This window comes from Anaerolineae bacterium, from assembly GCA_013178015.1.
Classification (GTDB): Bacteria; Chloroflexota; Anaerolineae; order DRVO01; family DRVO01; genus Ch71.
This window is the reverse complement of record JABLXR010000036.1, coordinates 1-14910: the sequence shown is the minus strand read 5'-3', so window position 1 is coordinate 14910 and position 14910 is coordinate 1. Positions and strand designations below refer to the sequence as shown.

The following is a 14910-nucleotide window of genomic DNA, read 5'->3' as shown; positions in this document are numbered from 1 at the left end:
GTGAGCGACACCAAAACGGACCCTTCCCGCCGTCCCTGGCCCGGCTCTTCCGACGTTCCAACTTCACCCCCGTAGCATGGCTCCCACGATCACATCTACCGCGGCCTCTTCGTCCAAGCCCCGGGCCATGAGCGTCTCCAGTTCCTTCTTATTGACCGTGCCTATGGCAGCCTCGTGCGTGACATACGCCGAGTCATTCCGCACTCTCACTACCGGCGTTGCCCCGGCCATCGCCCGATCTCGCACTATCTCGACGCAATCCACGTGTCCCCGCGATTCAGGCGCATTGCCTTCGGTGGTAGCCAGTACCTCGCTGGTGGCATCCTCTCGCACCGCGATGCGAGACTTGGCCAGACCGCGGGCCCCGCGGCCGTTGAGTTTGATGGTCTCCACAATCCGTAACCGGTCATCGCCGTATCCGTGCGCCCGCACCATCAGTTCCGCTCGGCCCTTTGCACCCACCTCGACCGTGTAGTCAAACTCCAGAGAACCGATGCGCCCCTCGGTGAGGGTGAACTCCGAGAGGTACGCGCCTGCCTCCTGCACCACAATCTTCCCGTGCGGAACCACCCGGGCACCGCTCCGCTCCCCATGGAAGTGCGTCTCGCTGTAGCGCATGCGAGCCCCGCTGCCCACTAGAACCTCGGCCTCCATCAGATGGAGCACTTCCACCGAGTTCGGGAAGGTGCAGTGTGCCAGGAACTCCACGCTGGCCCCCTCCCCAATCTCGAAGACGGGCAGGATGCGCTGCACTCCTCGCTCCGGCAGAACGCCAAAGCACAGATGGACCGGCAACTCGACTCTCGTGCCCGGCGCCACCCTCACCCGTGCCGACACCCCGTCTTCCAGCTGGTCGGCCCGCATCTCCACACCTGGCAGCTCATGAGTGCTCAACACCGTATTCCCCGAGACCACCATGCTGGCGAATCTCGGCGACAGAAGGTGCTCCCCACTCCCACCGGCCCGCTCGTAACTCCGGACGATGGCCTCGAACTCATCGGCTACCGTGAATGGTCGCCGCCCCGCTCTAGACGCGTTCATAGTCGGCAGGCTCCTCGACTTCCTGAGCGACGTCGCAGATCCCACAGCGATCGCGGTAGTGTCTCTGCACGTGCTCAGGCTCGCCCGTGATGACTATCTCTCCGGCGCAGATGAGAGAGGCCCGGTCGGCGATCTCCACCATCTCCTCCCGATGGGTAATGAGCAGGAGAGCTATGCCTCGGTCCCTCATCACGGTGAACAGACGGCGAATGTCGCTTATGGAGAGCACGTCCACTCCCGAGTCGGGTTCGTCCAGAATGGCCAGCCTGGGTTGCATGGCGTAGACCGCCGCCAGCTCGATACGCTTTCGTTCTCCTCCTGAGAGGCTGGCGTCCACACTCCGGCTCAGGTAAGACGAGGGATCCAGGGCAACGTACTCCAGGGCTTCTCGCAAGAGTTGCTCGGAGGGATCACGCATCCCCAGCCGCAGGTAGTCCCGCACGGAGAGCCCTTCGAACCGCGCCGGCTCCTGCCAAGCCAGGGTCATACCCAGCCGAGCCCGCTCCGTCATGGAAAGGCCCGTTATCTCCTGACCACCGAACAGAACCCGTCCCGTACTCGGATGGTACCCGGCGCTGCCCATGAGCATGTAGGCCATGGTAGACTTCCCGGAGCCGTTGCGCCCGAGCAGGCAGTGGATCTCGGCCTCGGCAACCTCCAGGTTGACTCCATGGAGAATCTCCACTCCCTCCCGCTCCAGGTGTACGTCCTCCACCCGAAGCAGCGCTCCCACTTCCATGTCTACCCCTCCGCCTCTGCCACCAGACCCTTCTCCGCCAGCCTCAGCGCTGCCAGCCGCGGCAGCCGAGTGCGAGTAGCATCCCTATCCCGCATGATAGCCGCAACCGATCGCAGCGCCCAAAGCAGCAGGCCCTGCCAGTCGTGAGTGCGAGACGCGTCCAGCCACAGCTGCCCTCGGCCCAGTCGCGCCACTCCCGGCAACGCCTGCTGCAGGTCCCTCGCCTGCAGGGGCGACACGTCCATCCGGATGTAGAACTGATCGTCCTCCCGGCCAATGGCCGTCGCCCCTAGCTCCTGGGCCAGCACTTTGACCCGCGCCTGGTAGAGCAATCGCTCCGCGTCGGGTGGCACCGGCCCGAACCGATCATGGAGCTCGGCCTCGAAGGCATCTACTTCTTCCTCGGTGGCCAGTGAACCCAGCTGGCGATAGAGAGCCAGGCGAAGCCCGGCATCCGCCACGTAGCTCTCCGGTAGCTCGGCCTTCAGCGGCAGGCTGAGCTGCAGGCTCGGCTGCAGCGGCCGCAGGAACGCCTCCAGGGTGCGGTCGCCTAGTACCCCCGTGTCGCCCATAGCCACCCGCCGCTCGGCCACTGCCTGGGCCAGCAGCCGGGTGTACAGGTCAAACCCGATGGCCGAGATGTGCCCCGACTGCCGACGTCCCAGGATATCCCCTGCGCCTCGGATCTCGAGGTCCCTCATGGCGATCTGCAGCCCCGACCCCAGTTCCGATGCCTCGGTGATAGCCCGCAGGCGCTGCCGGGCCACATCGGTCAGGCCCTGGCCGGGCGAGAATAGCAGATAGGCATAGGCGCGCACCGCCCCTCGGCCCACCCGGCCCCGCAACTGATACAGCTGAGCCAGGCCAAACCGGTCGGCATGGTTGATGATGATGGTGTTGGCGTTCGGTATGTCTAGACCGCTCTCGATGATGGTGGTGCATACCAGAACGTCTACATCGCCGGCGAGGAAGCTCTCCATCACCCTGGCCAACTCATTCTCGGGAAGCTGCCCATGCGCCACCGCCACCCTCGCCTCCGGCACCAGCCGACGCACTCGGGCGGCGACACCTGCGATTCCCATCACGCGATCGTGCACCACGAAGACCTGCCCGCCCCTGGCCAGCTCTCGCCGGATGGCCCGCTCTACCAGCCCATCGTCCCAGGGAGAGGCCTGAGTCCACACCGCCAGCCGGTCCTCCGGCGGGGTGTCAATGGTGCTCATATCCCGGAGACTGCTGAGGGCCATGTTCAGTGTCCTCGGGATGGGGGTAGCCGTCATAGTCAGAACGTCCACCTCCTTCCTCAGTCGCTTGAGGTGCTCCTTGTGCCGTACGCCGAACCGCTGCTCCTCGTCTATGACGACCAGGCCCAAGTCTCTGAACTGCACATCCCTTTGAATCAGGCGATGGGTGCCGATCACCACGTCCACGTCTCCGCGCTTCAGGCCCTCGAGCACTCGCGCCTGCTCTCGGTCGGAACGGAGCCGTGATAGCACCTCCACCGTCACCGGGAAGGTAGCCAGGCGCCGCCGAAACGTCTCGTAGTGCTGCTGAGCCAGGACCGTGGTAGGCACCAGTACCGCGACCTGCTTGCCGTTGGTGACCGCCTTGAAAGTGGCCCGGAGGGCCACCTCGGTCTTGCCATAGCCGACGTCCCCGAAGATGAGCCGGTCCATAGGCTGCTTCGCCTGCATGTCGGCCTTCACCTGTGCCAGAGCTCGAAGCTGGTCCTCAGTCTCCTCGTAAGGAAAAGCCGCCTCCAGTTCCCTCTGCCATGCATCATCGGGCCCAAAGGCGTACCCCTCCGCCACGCTCCTGGCCGCGTACAGCTCCAGTAGCTCGTCGGCGATCTGCTCGACCGCCCGGCGCGCGCGTGCCTTGGCCTCCTGCCAATCCGCCCCGCCCAGCCCGCTGAGCGGAGGCTCGGCGTCGGATGCACCCACATAGCGGCTGACACGGTCAACCTGGTACGTGGGCACGTACAGGCGGTCGCCCCCGGCATACTCGATCTCCAGGTACTCCCGCTCCACCCCGTCCAGGCTGAGCCGGCGAAGGCCAGTGTACCGCCCCACGCCGTGCTCCACGTGGACCACGTAGTCACCCGGCTCCACATCAATGGTGAACTTGTCCGCCGCCCGACGCCGTGGCCGGCTACGAGCAGGCCGGCTCCAGCCGAAGACCTCCGTATCGGTGAAGAGCGAGATCTGCCCGGCACCCGGCACTCGCATGGCCCATCCTTCGGGGTATGAGCCCTGGACCAATTGCAGGCCACGGACGGGCTCCACGATCTGATCTGTGGCCACGACAGCATGGCCCCGCTCGCCGGCCAGCTCGGCCAGCCGGCTCGCCTGTCGGGTCACCACTATCGCGGCCCCACGGGCGGCGGTTTGCGTCAGCGTGTCCACCGCCAACCGCACTTGCCCCGCCATCCGAGGCACCGGAGAGAACACGTCGCGCAGGCTGACGCCCTCAGGGCCGCCTCCGGCACCCAGCTCCAATTGCAGACGCGCCTCCAGTCGCTCCTTCAGGTCCGTCCAGCTGAGGACCGGCGGCACCAGCCCCCGAGGGATGTCGCCCACGCTCTCGCCTCTCTCTCGGGCCTGCTCCGCCTCAGCCAGGAACTCCTCTGCCGCGTCGTCGGCGAAGGCGAGCTCCTCCACCACTACTAGCGTCTCGTCGGGCAGGTAGTCCAGCAGCGAATGCCTCTCGCGGTACAGATAGCCCAGGTAGAGGCCGAAGGCCCGCGGCAGCTGGCCCATCCGCAGATGCTCCAGGTCACGCTCCCAATCGGCCACCGCCGCCGCGTGACAACCGTCGCACCGAATCGCCTCCAGCGCAGCCACCCCTGCCATGTCTAGTTCCGCTTGAGCTTCGCCGGCTGGGGTCAGCACCACTCGCTCGCAGGCTTCCACGGTGCGCTGGGTCTCGGGGTCGAACCAGCGGATGGTGTCCACCATGTCACCAAAGAAGTCCAGCCTGAGCGGCCTCGGCTCGGTGACGGGGTACACGTCAAGGATGCCGCCTCGGCGGCTGAAGGTGCCGGGCACTTCGGCCACCGCCTCCTGGCGATATCCGCCCGAACCCAAATAGGCAGCTAGGTCGGTCAGGGACTGCGGAGAGCCCGGGCGCAGCGTCCGCATTCGGTCCCGCAGAGCCGAAGGGTGAGGAAGCGGCGTGAGCAGAGCCTGCACCGATGATACCACCACCACACGCTCGCGGGTGGCCCCAAGCAGGGAGACCAGCACTCGCAGGCGCCCTCCTACGGTGGCCGGGCTCCAAGGGACCTTCTCAAAGGGCAGGGCCTCCGGGGCGGGGAATAGCGCCGTCCTCTCGGGCAGCCAGCAGCCGATCTCCTCCGCTAACTGACGAGCTCTCTCTACCGAGTCCGTGAGCACCAGCAGCGGACGGTCCAGGTCTTCCGCCAGAGCCGAGACCACCAACGCCCTGGCGGGCTGTATCGTGCCCGTTGATCCGCCGCTCTGGCCCCTAGCCAACTCGGCCACCAACTCACGGTACTCCGGCACTTGCCGCAGCAGCCGCGCCAACGCTCCGAAGTTGTGCATTACCCTAGAACCTGTTGAACTCATTCATGGCTGCTTCCAGACCTCGCCCCAGCGCCGTCTCCACGGCCGCCACCGCCCGGTCCAGCAGCGCCTCCAACTGCGCTCGCTCGTCGGGGCCGAAGGTGCTGAGCACAAAGTCGCGCACGCCTTCGTCATTCGGCCGCCCGATGCCCACCCTCAGGCGGGGGAACTCATTGGTGCCCAGAGCATCTATCACCGATTGCACCCCCCGGTGGCCGGCGGCGCTCCCCGATGGCCGTAGTCGCAGCCGCCCGAAGGGCAGGTCAACATCGTCATGCACCAGAAGCAGATCGCTTGGACTGAGCCCATGCCGTGCCAGAGCCCGAGCCACCGGCCTGCCGCTGAGGTTCATGTAGGTCAGCGGCTCCATCAGCTCAATTCGCCGCTCGGCCACCCGACCAACGGCGCGGCGCGACTGATCGCGCGGGCGATTCCACTGGAGCCGCCACCGCGCCGCTAGCCTCTCTACCACCATGAATCCCACGTTATGTCGAGTGCAGCGATACTCCGGGCCCGGGTTCCCCAGCCCCACCACCAGCGCAGTAACGGGCTCGGGTGAGCCTGCCATCCCCTGCACTCGCCTCACTCGCTGCAGCACTTCGCGCATCGGCTCGGTCCTTGCACGCCCTCAAACACCTAGAGGGGCCGGTCGTCTCGATCCGGCCCCTCTAGCAAGTATACCATCGCCCAGGATTATTGGCCCGTCAGCCTGACAGTGTAGCAGGTCAGAGTCGGGAGCACGGAATTCCCCCGGCACTGCCGCTCAGGCCCTTCGTGCCCTCAGATCACGAAAGCAAGGCCCGACTGCATCCTACGCCCGCCTTCCTTCGAGCAGTGCGTGCGCCCACGCGCTCCCTGTCCTCAAGTGCCCACCACGCCTGGTGGCGCTCGCTCCTCAAGGGGGATCGGGCATCCTCAGCATGTGGGTCGGCCCCGTGCGAGCGTTGCCCGAATCCGCTCGTCCTCCCAATCCCGAGCTCGTACCCATGACGGCGCCGCAGCTGAGCGTCGCAGGAACGCGGCCTCGGGCGGAGCTTCAGGCAGAGCAGCAACGGCACGGAGTGTCTCCCGCCATGGCTCTGTGGCGGCTGGCCGTCCAGACTGCTCTGGGCTTGCCGAACCCACGGGCAGTAGGACGTAGGAGCTGGCTGTGGCAGCTCGCTTGGCGCCTAGAGGGCTGGGTCCTCGCCGGGAGACCTTTGCGGCGAGCCTAGGCGGAATTGGCCTGCTGCAGACTGGCTAGTCACGGCAGAGCGGGCGGCCGTGGGGGCTAAGCCCCTCTCGATTGTGAGCCGCCTCCCGTCAACGGCGCACCATCATGTGGTACAGAGTCAACGCCAATTGCCGAACCAGGGCCAGCACCCCGACCACCGCGAAGGCACCTACCGCCACGAGCGCCCCGTTGACCACTGCCGATCCCACTCCGCGGAAGGCACTGGAGATCCCCGTGGCTTCCACCACCTCTGAGATCGCGCCCGTCACCAGTTCCACCACCGCGTCGCCAGTGCCCTGCCGCGGGTCAGCCGTTGTTGGCAATGCGGTGGGCCCAGCAGTGAGAGAGCTGGTGCTGGTGGCGGCGACGGTAGGACTGCCCACTGAAGGCAGCTCGATGACCACCGTCGGCGTGGGCGGCACTGGCGTGGGGGTGAGCGTGGGCCCTGCCTCCGCCGTAGCCGTCAGCACCTCCGGCGGCGTCCCGGTAACCGTCGGGGTCTCAGTCTCGGCCGGTGCGGTGTTGGCTACCACCACCTGGCGCACCACGTCCTCGATGTAGTTGCCGGTCTCGTCCACCACCACGAGCCGCAAGCTGTAGCTTCCATCCGGAACCGCGCGGGTGTTCCATTCCACCAGCACCCCGTCCCGCACCTGGGTGGGTCGGGTATCGCCGATGACCACCCAGTTGGACCCGGGCTCTACAGCGTATTCCACCTTATAGAAGCTGAAGCGGGGATGCAGTGCCGTGCCCGTGACCACCACGATCTCCCGCACGGTGGCGCCCGGCTGCGGTGAGCTGATGTCGGCTACCGACTCCTGCGCCAGCGCCCCCAAGGGCCAGAGAAGTAGGCACACTATCATCCAGGCCAGGCAGAAGACCACCCGGCCCCAACTGGCCTTCATCCGCACCGGACTACCCCCAGCGAGACTCCGACTGGCCCCACTTCAGTCGCGCCAGCGGCGGTAGACGAGCGAGGCGTTCTGCCCTCCAAAGCCAAACGCGTTCACCAGCACCGTCTTGACCTCAGTCTTCACGTTCTCGTGCACCGCGTTGACGATACACTCAGGGTCCTTCTGGCGCAGATTCAACGTACCGGGGATGATCCCCTCCCGAAGAGCCTGCACGGCCACCACAGAGGAGATGGCGCCTGCCGCCCCCAGCGTGTGACCAAGCGCGTGCTTGTTCGAAGACACAGGCACGTTCGGGGCCGCCTCCCCGAATACAGCGGCGATGGCTCGGCTCTCCGAGATGTCATTGAGCGGCGTGCCGGTTCCGTGAGCGCACACGTAAGAGACGGCCTCCGGCGAGACCTCACCACGTGCTAGCGCCGCTCGCATGGCTTTGGCCGCCCCTGTCCCGTCCGGGTCTGGCGCTGCCACGTGGTAGGCATCCGCAGTGACACCATAGCCCAGCAGCTCCGCCAGGATGCGGGCCCCTCGGGCCCGAGCATGCTCCTCGCTCTCCAGCAGCAATACTGCCGCCCCCTCCGCCAGCACCGTCCCATCCCGGTCCACATCGAACGGCCGACAGGTCAGGCTCATGTCATCGTAGCGCCGAGAGAGAGCACCAAGCCGCCCGAACGACGCCACCGCGAGAGGAGTGGTGACCGACTCGGAGCCACCCGCTAGCGCCAGATCGAGAGCCCCGGCCGAGATCCTGTCAAAGGCATCCCCCACCGCGATACACCCAGTGGCGCACGCACCCACGGGACAGAGAACCGGTCCCTGCACCCCCAGGGCTATCGAGACCAGGCACCCTGCCATGTTGCCGATCACCGAAGGGATCAGCATAGGGCTGACCTTGCGCGGGCCCGACGCTGCCAGCGTCTGGGACTCGCGCTCAATCACAGGCACGCCGGCGATGGCGGATCCGATGATGATCCCCATGCGGTCCCGGTCCACGTCCTCCAGGTCCAGGCCAGCATCGCTCACCGCGTCAGTTGAGGCGGCCAGCGCAAACTGAGCGAAGCGCTCCATCCGCCGCGACTGCTGGCGGTCCATGTAGCGCGTTGCGTCGAACCCCTCCACTATCCCGGCTACCCGGGCGGGGTAACCGTCCGTATCCCAGTCGCGGATAGGCTGTATGCCACACTCGCCGGCCAGTAGGCGGCGCCACAGCTCCCCCACGGCATTGCCCAGGGGCGACACTACGCCCATGCCCGTGACCACGACCCGGTGCCTCTCGTTGCGAGGGGAAGGCATATGCAAGGCGTACTCCAACAGAATTGAGCCGGCCAGTCGAGCCGCCTCGGAGCGCCGCTAGTCTATCATGGGCTCAACTCCGTTGACAAAGGTGCGCCTGCCGGGCTAGGATGGTGTATTCTCCTTGGCGCGATGCTTGGGTCAGTCCGCCGGGCACTATACGCCGGTCCGGGCCGCGGCTTTCCGCCGGGAGGGGCCGCAGACGGTGCCAGAGCGCTGCTCGGAGCACATTGGGGGGATACAGTGATTCGGATAGTGACAGACAGCACCGCGAACGTCCCTACCGCCGTAGTGGAGCGCTACGGCATCGAGGTCGTGCCGCTTCGCGTCATCTTCCCCGACATCACCTACCGGGATCAGGTGGACATCACCGCGGAGGAGTTCTACCGGCTGCTTCCACACTGCGAGACCCTCCCCACCACCTCTCAGCCACCCGCCAGCGAGTTCGAGGATGCCTTTCGCCGCCTGAGCCAGGATGGTAGCCAGGTGATCGCCATCCTCATCTCCAGCAAGCTTAGCGGCACAGTGGCCTCGGCGACGGCTGCCCAGCGAGCCCTGCCTGACTTGCCCGTTACCGTCTTCGACTCCTGGACTACCTCGGCCCTACAGGCTTTCATGGTAGAGCACGCCGCCGAGAAGGCCGCGCAGGGAGCGACCATGCAGGAGGTGGTCCAGGACCTCGAGGTCCTGAAAGCTCGTTCGCAGATACTCTTCACCATAGAAACGTTCAGGTACTTGCAGAAGGGAGGCCGGATCGGGAACGCCAGCGCCCTGGCGGCCTCCGTTCTCCGCATCCAGCCCATCCTCACCCTCAACCAAGGGGTGGTGGATGTCTGGGGCAAAGTCCGCGGTAAGCGCAGAGCGCTTCAGGTCATGATGGAAACAGCACGCGAACGCGGAGGTACGGGCGAGGGGCTCAGAGTCGCCGTCGTTCACGCCTCGGCGCCGGACGTGGCAGCAGAGATGGCTGACGATGTCACTCGGCAGCTCCAGTGCCCCCGGCCGGAGCTGATGCAGATTAGCCCGGTGATCGGTACTCATGTGGGGCCAGGAGCTATCGGCCTGGGCTACTACCACCGGGACTGGCTATAGGCAGCGGCAGGCAGAGGCGCCGCCGGTGTGGCGGGCGCCTTTGCTCAGAGTCTCGAGTCTATCTATAATGGGCCCTGTTACGGCAGAGTTCCCGACGAGGGGAGCGGCTTGAGCCCGCTCCCCTCACTTCTTAATGGGCAGCAGGCACCTGTACTCAGCGCGCGAGGTCCCCTGATGCAGGAACGATTCGCGGTGGCTTGTGGCACCGGCAAGATGGAGTTCACTCTCCCCCCCGGGATGAGAGCCGACGTGGTTCGGCCCAGGCTGGGGAACGCGGTGGACTTGCCCAGTGCGGCCCAGGCTGCCCTTATGCAGCCGGTGTCAGGCCCCTCGCTGGCGGAGCTCGCCCGTCCCGGGCAGCGGGTCTGCATCGTCTTCACTGACGCCACCCGGGACGTTCCCGACCAGATTCTGGTCTCGGCGCTGCTGGCGCAGCTTCATGAAGCCGGCATACGGCGCCAGGACGTGGTTCTCCTCTGCGGCGTCGGCATGCATCGCCCGAGCACACCGGAGGAGAAGGCTGCTAAGCTCGGCGCCGACGTCGCGTCGTCTTACCGTATCCTCGACTCGGAGCCTCGGTCGGTGAGCGACCTGGTCCATCTGGGCGACCACGACGGCATCCCCCTGTGGGTTAGCCGGCCTGCCGCTGAGGCTGACTTGCTTCTAGCCACGGGCATCGTGGAGCCGCATCAGTACGCCGGCTTCTCGGGCGGGCGTAAGACGGTGGCCATCGGCGCTGGGGGCGAGCCCACCATAGCCGCCACCCACTCGCCCTCGATGATCGAGCGCGACGGTGTCAGGTTAGGGAACCTGGCGGACAACCCCTTCCACCTAGCGCTCGTCGAATCCGCTCGAAGAGCTGGGCTTCGGTTCGTGATCAACGTAGTCAGGGATGGCGCCGGCAATGTAGTTGAGGTAGCCGCCGGTGAGCCTCAGGCGACCTTGGAGCACCTGGCGGCCCGGGCGCGCCAGCTATACGAGGTCCAGCTCGACCGGCGTTACGACATCGTTGTGGCCGGCGTGGGTCACCCCAAGGATGCCAACATCTACCAGGCGTCGCGCGCCGTCACCTACACCTACTTCGCCCCTAGCCCGGTCCTGGCCCCCGGGGGCGTCATCATCATTCCCGCCCCCTGTGCCGAGGGGGTCGGTCAGGGCGTCGGCGAACAGCGGTTCGCTGCCGCCATGCGCGCACACCCCGGCCCCGACCAGGTCGTGAGCGCGCTCCGCCACCGAGTCACCCTGGCAGGGGAGCAGCGCTCCTACCTGCTGGCTAGAGCCTTACAGGGGTGCAGAGTGATATTCGTGGGTACCGAGGCGGGTGAGGAGGTTGAGGCGTGCCACATGACGGCGGCACCCTCGATGGAAGAGGCCTTCCACCTCGCCCGGCAGTGGACGCGACCGGACGCTGACGTGCTGGTAGCTCCGCACTCTCTTCTGACCGTGCTGCGAGGCCCCGACGGCCCTTGAGCGCGGGAGCAAGACCTGCAGGAGTCGAGTTCAGATGGCCGGTGATATGACCGAGTTCCTCCGATCCAACCTGGATCCAGAGCAGTTCGCCAAGCTGCAGCGCATCGGCAACGACGAAGTCAACCACTTCGTGGCTCGCTTCGTCGAGCTGTGCCGCCCCGACACCGTCTTCGTCGCCACCGACGACCCGGCGGATATCGAGTACATTCGTCAAGCTGCGCTGCGCGACGGTGAGGAGGCCCCCCTGGCCACCCCCGGCCATACCTACCACTTCGACAGCCCTCTGGACCAGGCCCGCGATCGCAAGAACACCCGGCTTCTGCTGCCCCGAGGCCTAGAACTGGGACCTCAGTTCGAGACACTGGATCGGGACGAAGGCCTGGCCGACATCATGGAACGCTTGGCCGGGATCATGCGTGGACACACGCTCTACGTTCGCTTCTTTTCCTTGGGACCGGTGCGGTCGCCTTTCAGCATCCTGGCCGTGCAACTGACCGACTCCGCCTACGTAGCACACAACGAAGACCTTCTGTACCGCCAGGCCTACAACGAGTTCGTCCGCCTGGGCAAGGATGCGACCTTCTTCCGCTTCGTGCATTCGGCCGGCGAGCTGGAGAACAACGTCAGCAGGAACATAGAACAGCGGCGGGTGTTCATCGACATCGAGGACAATACCGTCTACAGCGCCAACACCCAGTATGGCGGCAACACTATCGGCCTGAAGAAACTGGCCATGCGCCTGGCCATTAAGAAGGCCTCCGCAGAGGGCTGGCTCTGCGAGCACATGTTCGTGATGGGTGTGCGCGGCCCGGGGGGGCGAGTAAGCTACTTTACCGGCGCCTACCCCTCTCTGTGCGGCAAGACCTCGACCTCTATGCTGGCCGGCGAGACCATAGTGGGAGACGACATCGCCTACCTACGCAACGTGGATGGCGTGCTCCGGGCCGTCAACGTGGAGAAGGGCATCTTCGGCATCATTCAGGGAGTCAACGAGCAAGACGACCCCATCCTCTGGAAGGCGCTTCACTCCCCCGGAGAGGTGATCTTCTCCAACGTCCTCGTCACCGAGGATGGTTACCCCTACTGGCTGGACAAGGGGACGCCTGTGCCCGATCGAGGGATCAACCACACGGGGCCCTGGTTCCCGGGCAAGCTGGACAAAGGCGGCAAGGAGATTCCTCCTTCGCACCCGAACGCCCGCTTTACCCTCTCCCTGCAGCTGCTCGAGAACACCGACCCGGCGCTCGACGACCCGCAGGGGGTCGAGGTGGCAGGCATCATCTACGGCGGCCGCGACTATGACACCTGGGTCCCAGTCGAGGAAGCCTTCGACTGGGTCCACGGCATCGTGACCAAGGGAGCAGCGCTCGAGTCCCAGACCACGGCCGCCACGCTGGGGGCCGAGGGCGTGAGGGAGTTCAACCCCATGTCGAACCTGGACTTCCTCTCTATCCCGATCGGCCGCTACGTCGCCGACAACCTGCGCCTGGGGCAGAGCCTGGCCCGGCCTCCGCGCATCTTCTCGGTCAACTACTTCCTTCAGGACGAGGAAGGCCGCTGGCTCAACAGCAAGCTGGACAAGCGAGTGTGGCTGAAGTGGATGGAACTGAGGGTCCACGACGAAGTCGAAGCCATCCGCACTCCCACCGGCTTCATCCCGCTCTATGAGGACCTGGTTCGCCTGTTCCAGGAGGTGCTGGGTCGGGACTATGCCCGCGAGGAATACGACAGGCAGTTCACCTTGCGGGTGCCCCAGAACCTGGCCAAGATAGAGCGCATCTCGGCCATCTACCGCCAGCAGGTGCGCGAGACCCCGCCCGTGCTTCTGGAAGTCCTTGAGGAGCAGAGGCGCCGGCTTGAGGAGGCGTGCGCCGCATTGGGTGACCAGATCCGGCCCTATGAGATGGCGTGCAGCTAACCCCGTGGCCGAGAGCTAGCCGCCGGAGGTGACACAACATGAATGACGTACAAGAACTCCTGAGCAAGGCTCAGAAGCCCAGCGAAGACGCCATGCGCCTTCACCCCTTCTACCGGGGCAAGACTCAGACGGCACCCAAGTGTGTGGTACGGGATCTGGACGACTTCAGTATATGGTACACGCCCGGCGTGGCTGCGCCCTGCCGTGCCATCGAGAAGGACCCGGAACTGGTATTCGAGTTCACCAACAAGGCCAACCGCGTCGCCGTGATCAGCGACGGCACTCGCGTGCTCGGCCTGGGCGACATAGGGCCCGAGGCCGGCCTACCGGTGATGGAGGGCAAGGCCCTCTTGTTCAAGTACCTGGGCGGCGTGGACGCCGTGCCCATCTGTCTCCAGACCAAGGATCCGGATGAGATCATCCGTACTGTCAAGCTACTGCAACCTGCCTTCGGCGGCGTCAACCTGGAGGACTTCGCCCAGCCCAAGTGTTTCCGCATTCTGGATGAGCTCCGCGCCGACCCCGAGGTGACTATCCCCGTCTGGCACGATGATCAGCAGGGGACGGCAACGGTCCTCCTCGCCGGGCTCATCAATGCCCTGCGGCTGGTGGGCAAGACGATGGGCGACATTCGAGTGACTATGATCGGATTCGGCGCCGCCAACGTGGCCACCCTTCGACTCATGGAGGCCAGCGGCTTCGACATCGGCAACCTGGTGGCGGTGGACAGCCGCGGCGTCATCCACTCCGGGCGATCCGATCTCGAGGCCCAGAAGCATGAATTTCGGGACAAGTGGCGGGTGGCGCTGGAGAGCAATCGCGCCGGTGTCCGAGGGGGGGCCGCGGAGGCGCTCGAAGGCGCGGATGTCTGCATTGGCTTCTCCCGTCCCGGCCCCGGGGTGATCAAGCCGGAATGGATCCGCCGAATGGCGCCTGATCCCATCGTCTTCCCCTGCGCCAACCCCGTCCCAGAGATCTGGCCCTGGGAGGCCAAGGACGCGGGCGCCCGCGTGGTGGGCACGGGCAGGTCGGACTTCCCCAACCAGCTCAACAACTCCCTCGGCTTTCCCGCCATATTCCGGGGCGCCTTGGACGTGCGGGCCAGGACTATCAGCGACGGCATGTGCCTGGCTGCCGCCCAGGCCATCGCCGACTACGCCACCGAAGCCGGTCTCGCCGACGATCGCATCGTCCCCTCCATGACCGAAGGCGAAGTGTTCCTCCACGAAGCGGTGGCCGTCGGAATGCGAGCCCAAGAGGAGGGCATAGCCCGGCTCTCCCTCTCCCGCGATGACCTCTGGCAAGCGGCAAACCGGGCCATCGGCGACGCCCAGCGAATGACGCAGGTGCTCATGGACTCGGGCGTGATACCCACTCCTCCCCAGGAGCTCTAGGGCCGGCATGCCATACCGGGGGCCGGGGTCCCGGCACCCCGCCCTCGGTCCCGCCTGCCAGGACACCGCCTCGCCTGCCCAGTGAGCCCTCGATTTCCCCGCCCCGACCGACGCAGGTCGGGCTGTAACAGCTCAGGATCGGGGGGACACATGCCGACCAGCGCCGTCGCTGCGCTCGGATTAGGCGAGCCAGCCCCGACTGCACCGCAGGTACACCTTCCTTGGAGGAGTGCGCGCGCCCACGCGCGCTGTCCC

General features: G+C 66.0%; 10 protein-coding genes. 4 read left to right on the top strand and 6 right to left on the bottom strand.

Features of this window, described 5'->3' with window-relative positions; genetic code table 11:
- Nucleotides 1-63: 63 nt before the first annotated feature.
- The 6 genes from HPY83_13975 to fabF form a co-directional block, all read right to left on the bottom strand.
- On the bottom strand, nucleotides 64-1041 hold the full coding sequence (locus HPY83_13975) for a SufBD protein (GenBank protein NPV09058.1): 978 nt from the start codon (nucleotides 1039-1041) through the stop codon (nucleotides 64-66).
- Complete coding sequence (locus HPY83_13970) at nucleotides 1028-1780, bottom strand: ABC transporter ATP-binding protein (GenBank protein NPV09057.1); 753 nt, start codon at nucleotides 1778-1780, stop codon at nucleotides 1028-1030. The genes HPY83_13975 and HPY83_13970 overlap by 14 nt, the downstream gene beginning before the upstream one ends.
- Before the next feature lie 2 nt (nucleotides 1781-1782).
- Nucleotides 1783-5367, bottom strand: coding sequence for a transcription-repair coupling factor (mfd, locus tag HPY83_13965; protein ID NPV09056.1), 3585 nt, complete (start codon nucleotides 5365-5367; stop codon nucleotides 1783-1785).
- Nucleotides 5348-5932 carry an aminoacyl-tRNA hydrolase gene (locus HPY83_13960; protein ID NPV09055.1) on the bottom strand — a complete coding sequence of 195 codons (585 nt, stop codon included), beginning with the start codon at nucleotides 5930-5932 and terminating at the stop codon, nucleotides 5348-5350. The genes mfd and HPY83_13960 overlap by 20 nt, the downstream gene beginning before the upstream one ends.
- 734 nt (nucleotides 5933-6666) lie before the next feature.
- A complete protein-coding gene (locus HPY83_13955; GenBank protein NPV09054.1) occupies nucleotides 6667-7482 on the bottom strand; it encodes a hypothetical protein in 816 nt (271 codons plus the stop codon).
- Between the two features lie 42 nt (nucleotides 7483-7524).
- On the bottom strand, nucleotides 7525-8781 hold the full coding sequence (fabF, locus tag HPY83_13950) for a beta-ketoacyl-ACP synthase II (GenBank protein ID NPV09053.1): 1257 nt from the start codon (nucleotides 8779-8781) through the stop codon (nucleotides 7525-7527).
- 243 nt (nucleotides 8782-9024) lie between these two features.
- Here fabF and HPY83_13945 point away from each other — a divergent pair, with 243 nt between their 5' ends.
- From HPY83_13945 to HPY83_13930, 4 genes are all read left to right on the top strand, one after another.
- Nucleotides 9025-9873: a DegV family protein gene (locus HPY83_13945; protein ID NPV09052.1), complete on the top strand. Its 849-nt coding sequence runs from the start codon at nucleotides 9025-9027 to the stop codon at nucleotides 9871-9873.
- 174 nt (nucleotides 9874-10047) lie between these two features.
- The gene (gene larA, locus HPY83_13940) at nucleotides 10048-11343 is read left to right on the top strand and encodes a nickel-dependent lactate racemase (GenBank protein ID NPV09051.1); all 1296 of its coding nucleotides are present in this window, start codon (nucleotides 10048-10050) and stop codon (nucleotides 11341-11343) included.
- Between the two features lie 46 nt (nucleotides 11344-11389).
- Nucleotides 11390-13261 (top strand): phosphoenolpyruvate carboxykinase (GTP), encoded by a 1872-nt coding sequence (locus tag HPY83_13935; protein NPV09050.1) that lies wholly within the window; start codon nucleotides 11390-11392, stop codon nucleotides 13259-13261.
- Between the two features lie 38 nt (nucleotides 13262-13299).
- A complete protein-coding gene (locus HPY83_13930; GenBank protein NPV09049.1) occupies nucleotides 13300-14655 on the top strand; it encodes an NADP-dependent malic enzyme in 1356 nt (451 codons plus the stop codon).
- The last annotated feature ends 255 nt before the right edge of the window (nucleotides 14656-14910 follow it).

Excerpts from the sequence above, each read along its gene's own strand:
- HPY83_13975 (NPV09058.1), bottom strand. The coding sequence starts at position 1,041 with ATGAACGCGTCTAGAGCGGGGCGGCGACCATTCACGGTAGCCGATGAG.
- HPY83_13970 (NPV09057.1), bottom strand. The coding sequence starts at position 1,780 with ATGGAAGTGGGAGCGCTGCTTCGGGTGGAGGACGTACACCTGGAGCGG.
- mfd (NPV09056.1), bottom strand. The coding sequence starts at position 5,367 with ATGAGTTCAACAGGTTCTAGGGTAATGCACAACTTCGGAGCGTTGGCG.
- HPY83_13960 (NPV09055.1), bottom strand. The coding sequence starts at position 5,932 with ATGGCAGGCTCACCCGAGCCCGTTACTGCGCTGGTGGTGGGGCTGGGG.
- HPY83_13955 (NPV09054.1), bottom strand. The coding sequence starts at position 7,482 with ATGAAGGCCAGTTGGGGCCGGGTGGTCTTCTGCCTGGCCTGGATGATA.
- fabF (NPV09053.1), bottom strand. The coding sequence starts at position 8,781 with ATGCCTTCCCCTCGCAACGAGAGGCACCGGGTCGTGGTCACGGGCATG.
- larA (NPV09051.1), top strand. The coding sequence starts at position 10,048 with ATGCAGGAACGATTCGCGGTGGCTTGTGGCACCGGCAAGATGGAGTTC.
- HPY83_13935 (NPV09050.1), top strand. The coding sequence starts at position 11,390 with ATGACCGAGTTCCTCCGATCCAACCTGGATCCAGAGCAGTTCGCCAAG.
- HPY83_13930 (NPV09049.1), top strand. The coding sequence starts at position 13,300 with ATGAATGACGTACAAGAACTCCTGAGCAAGGCTCAGAAGCCCAGCGAA.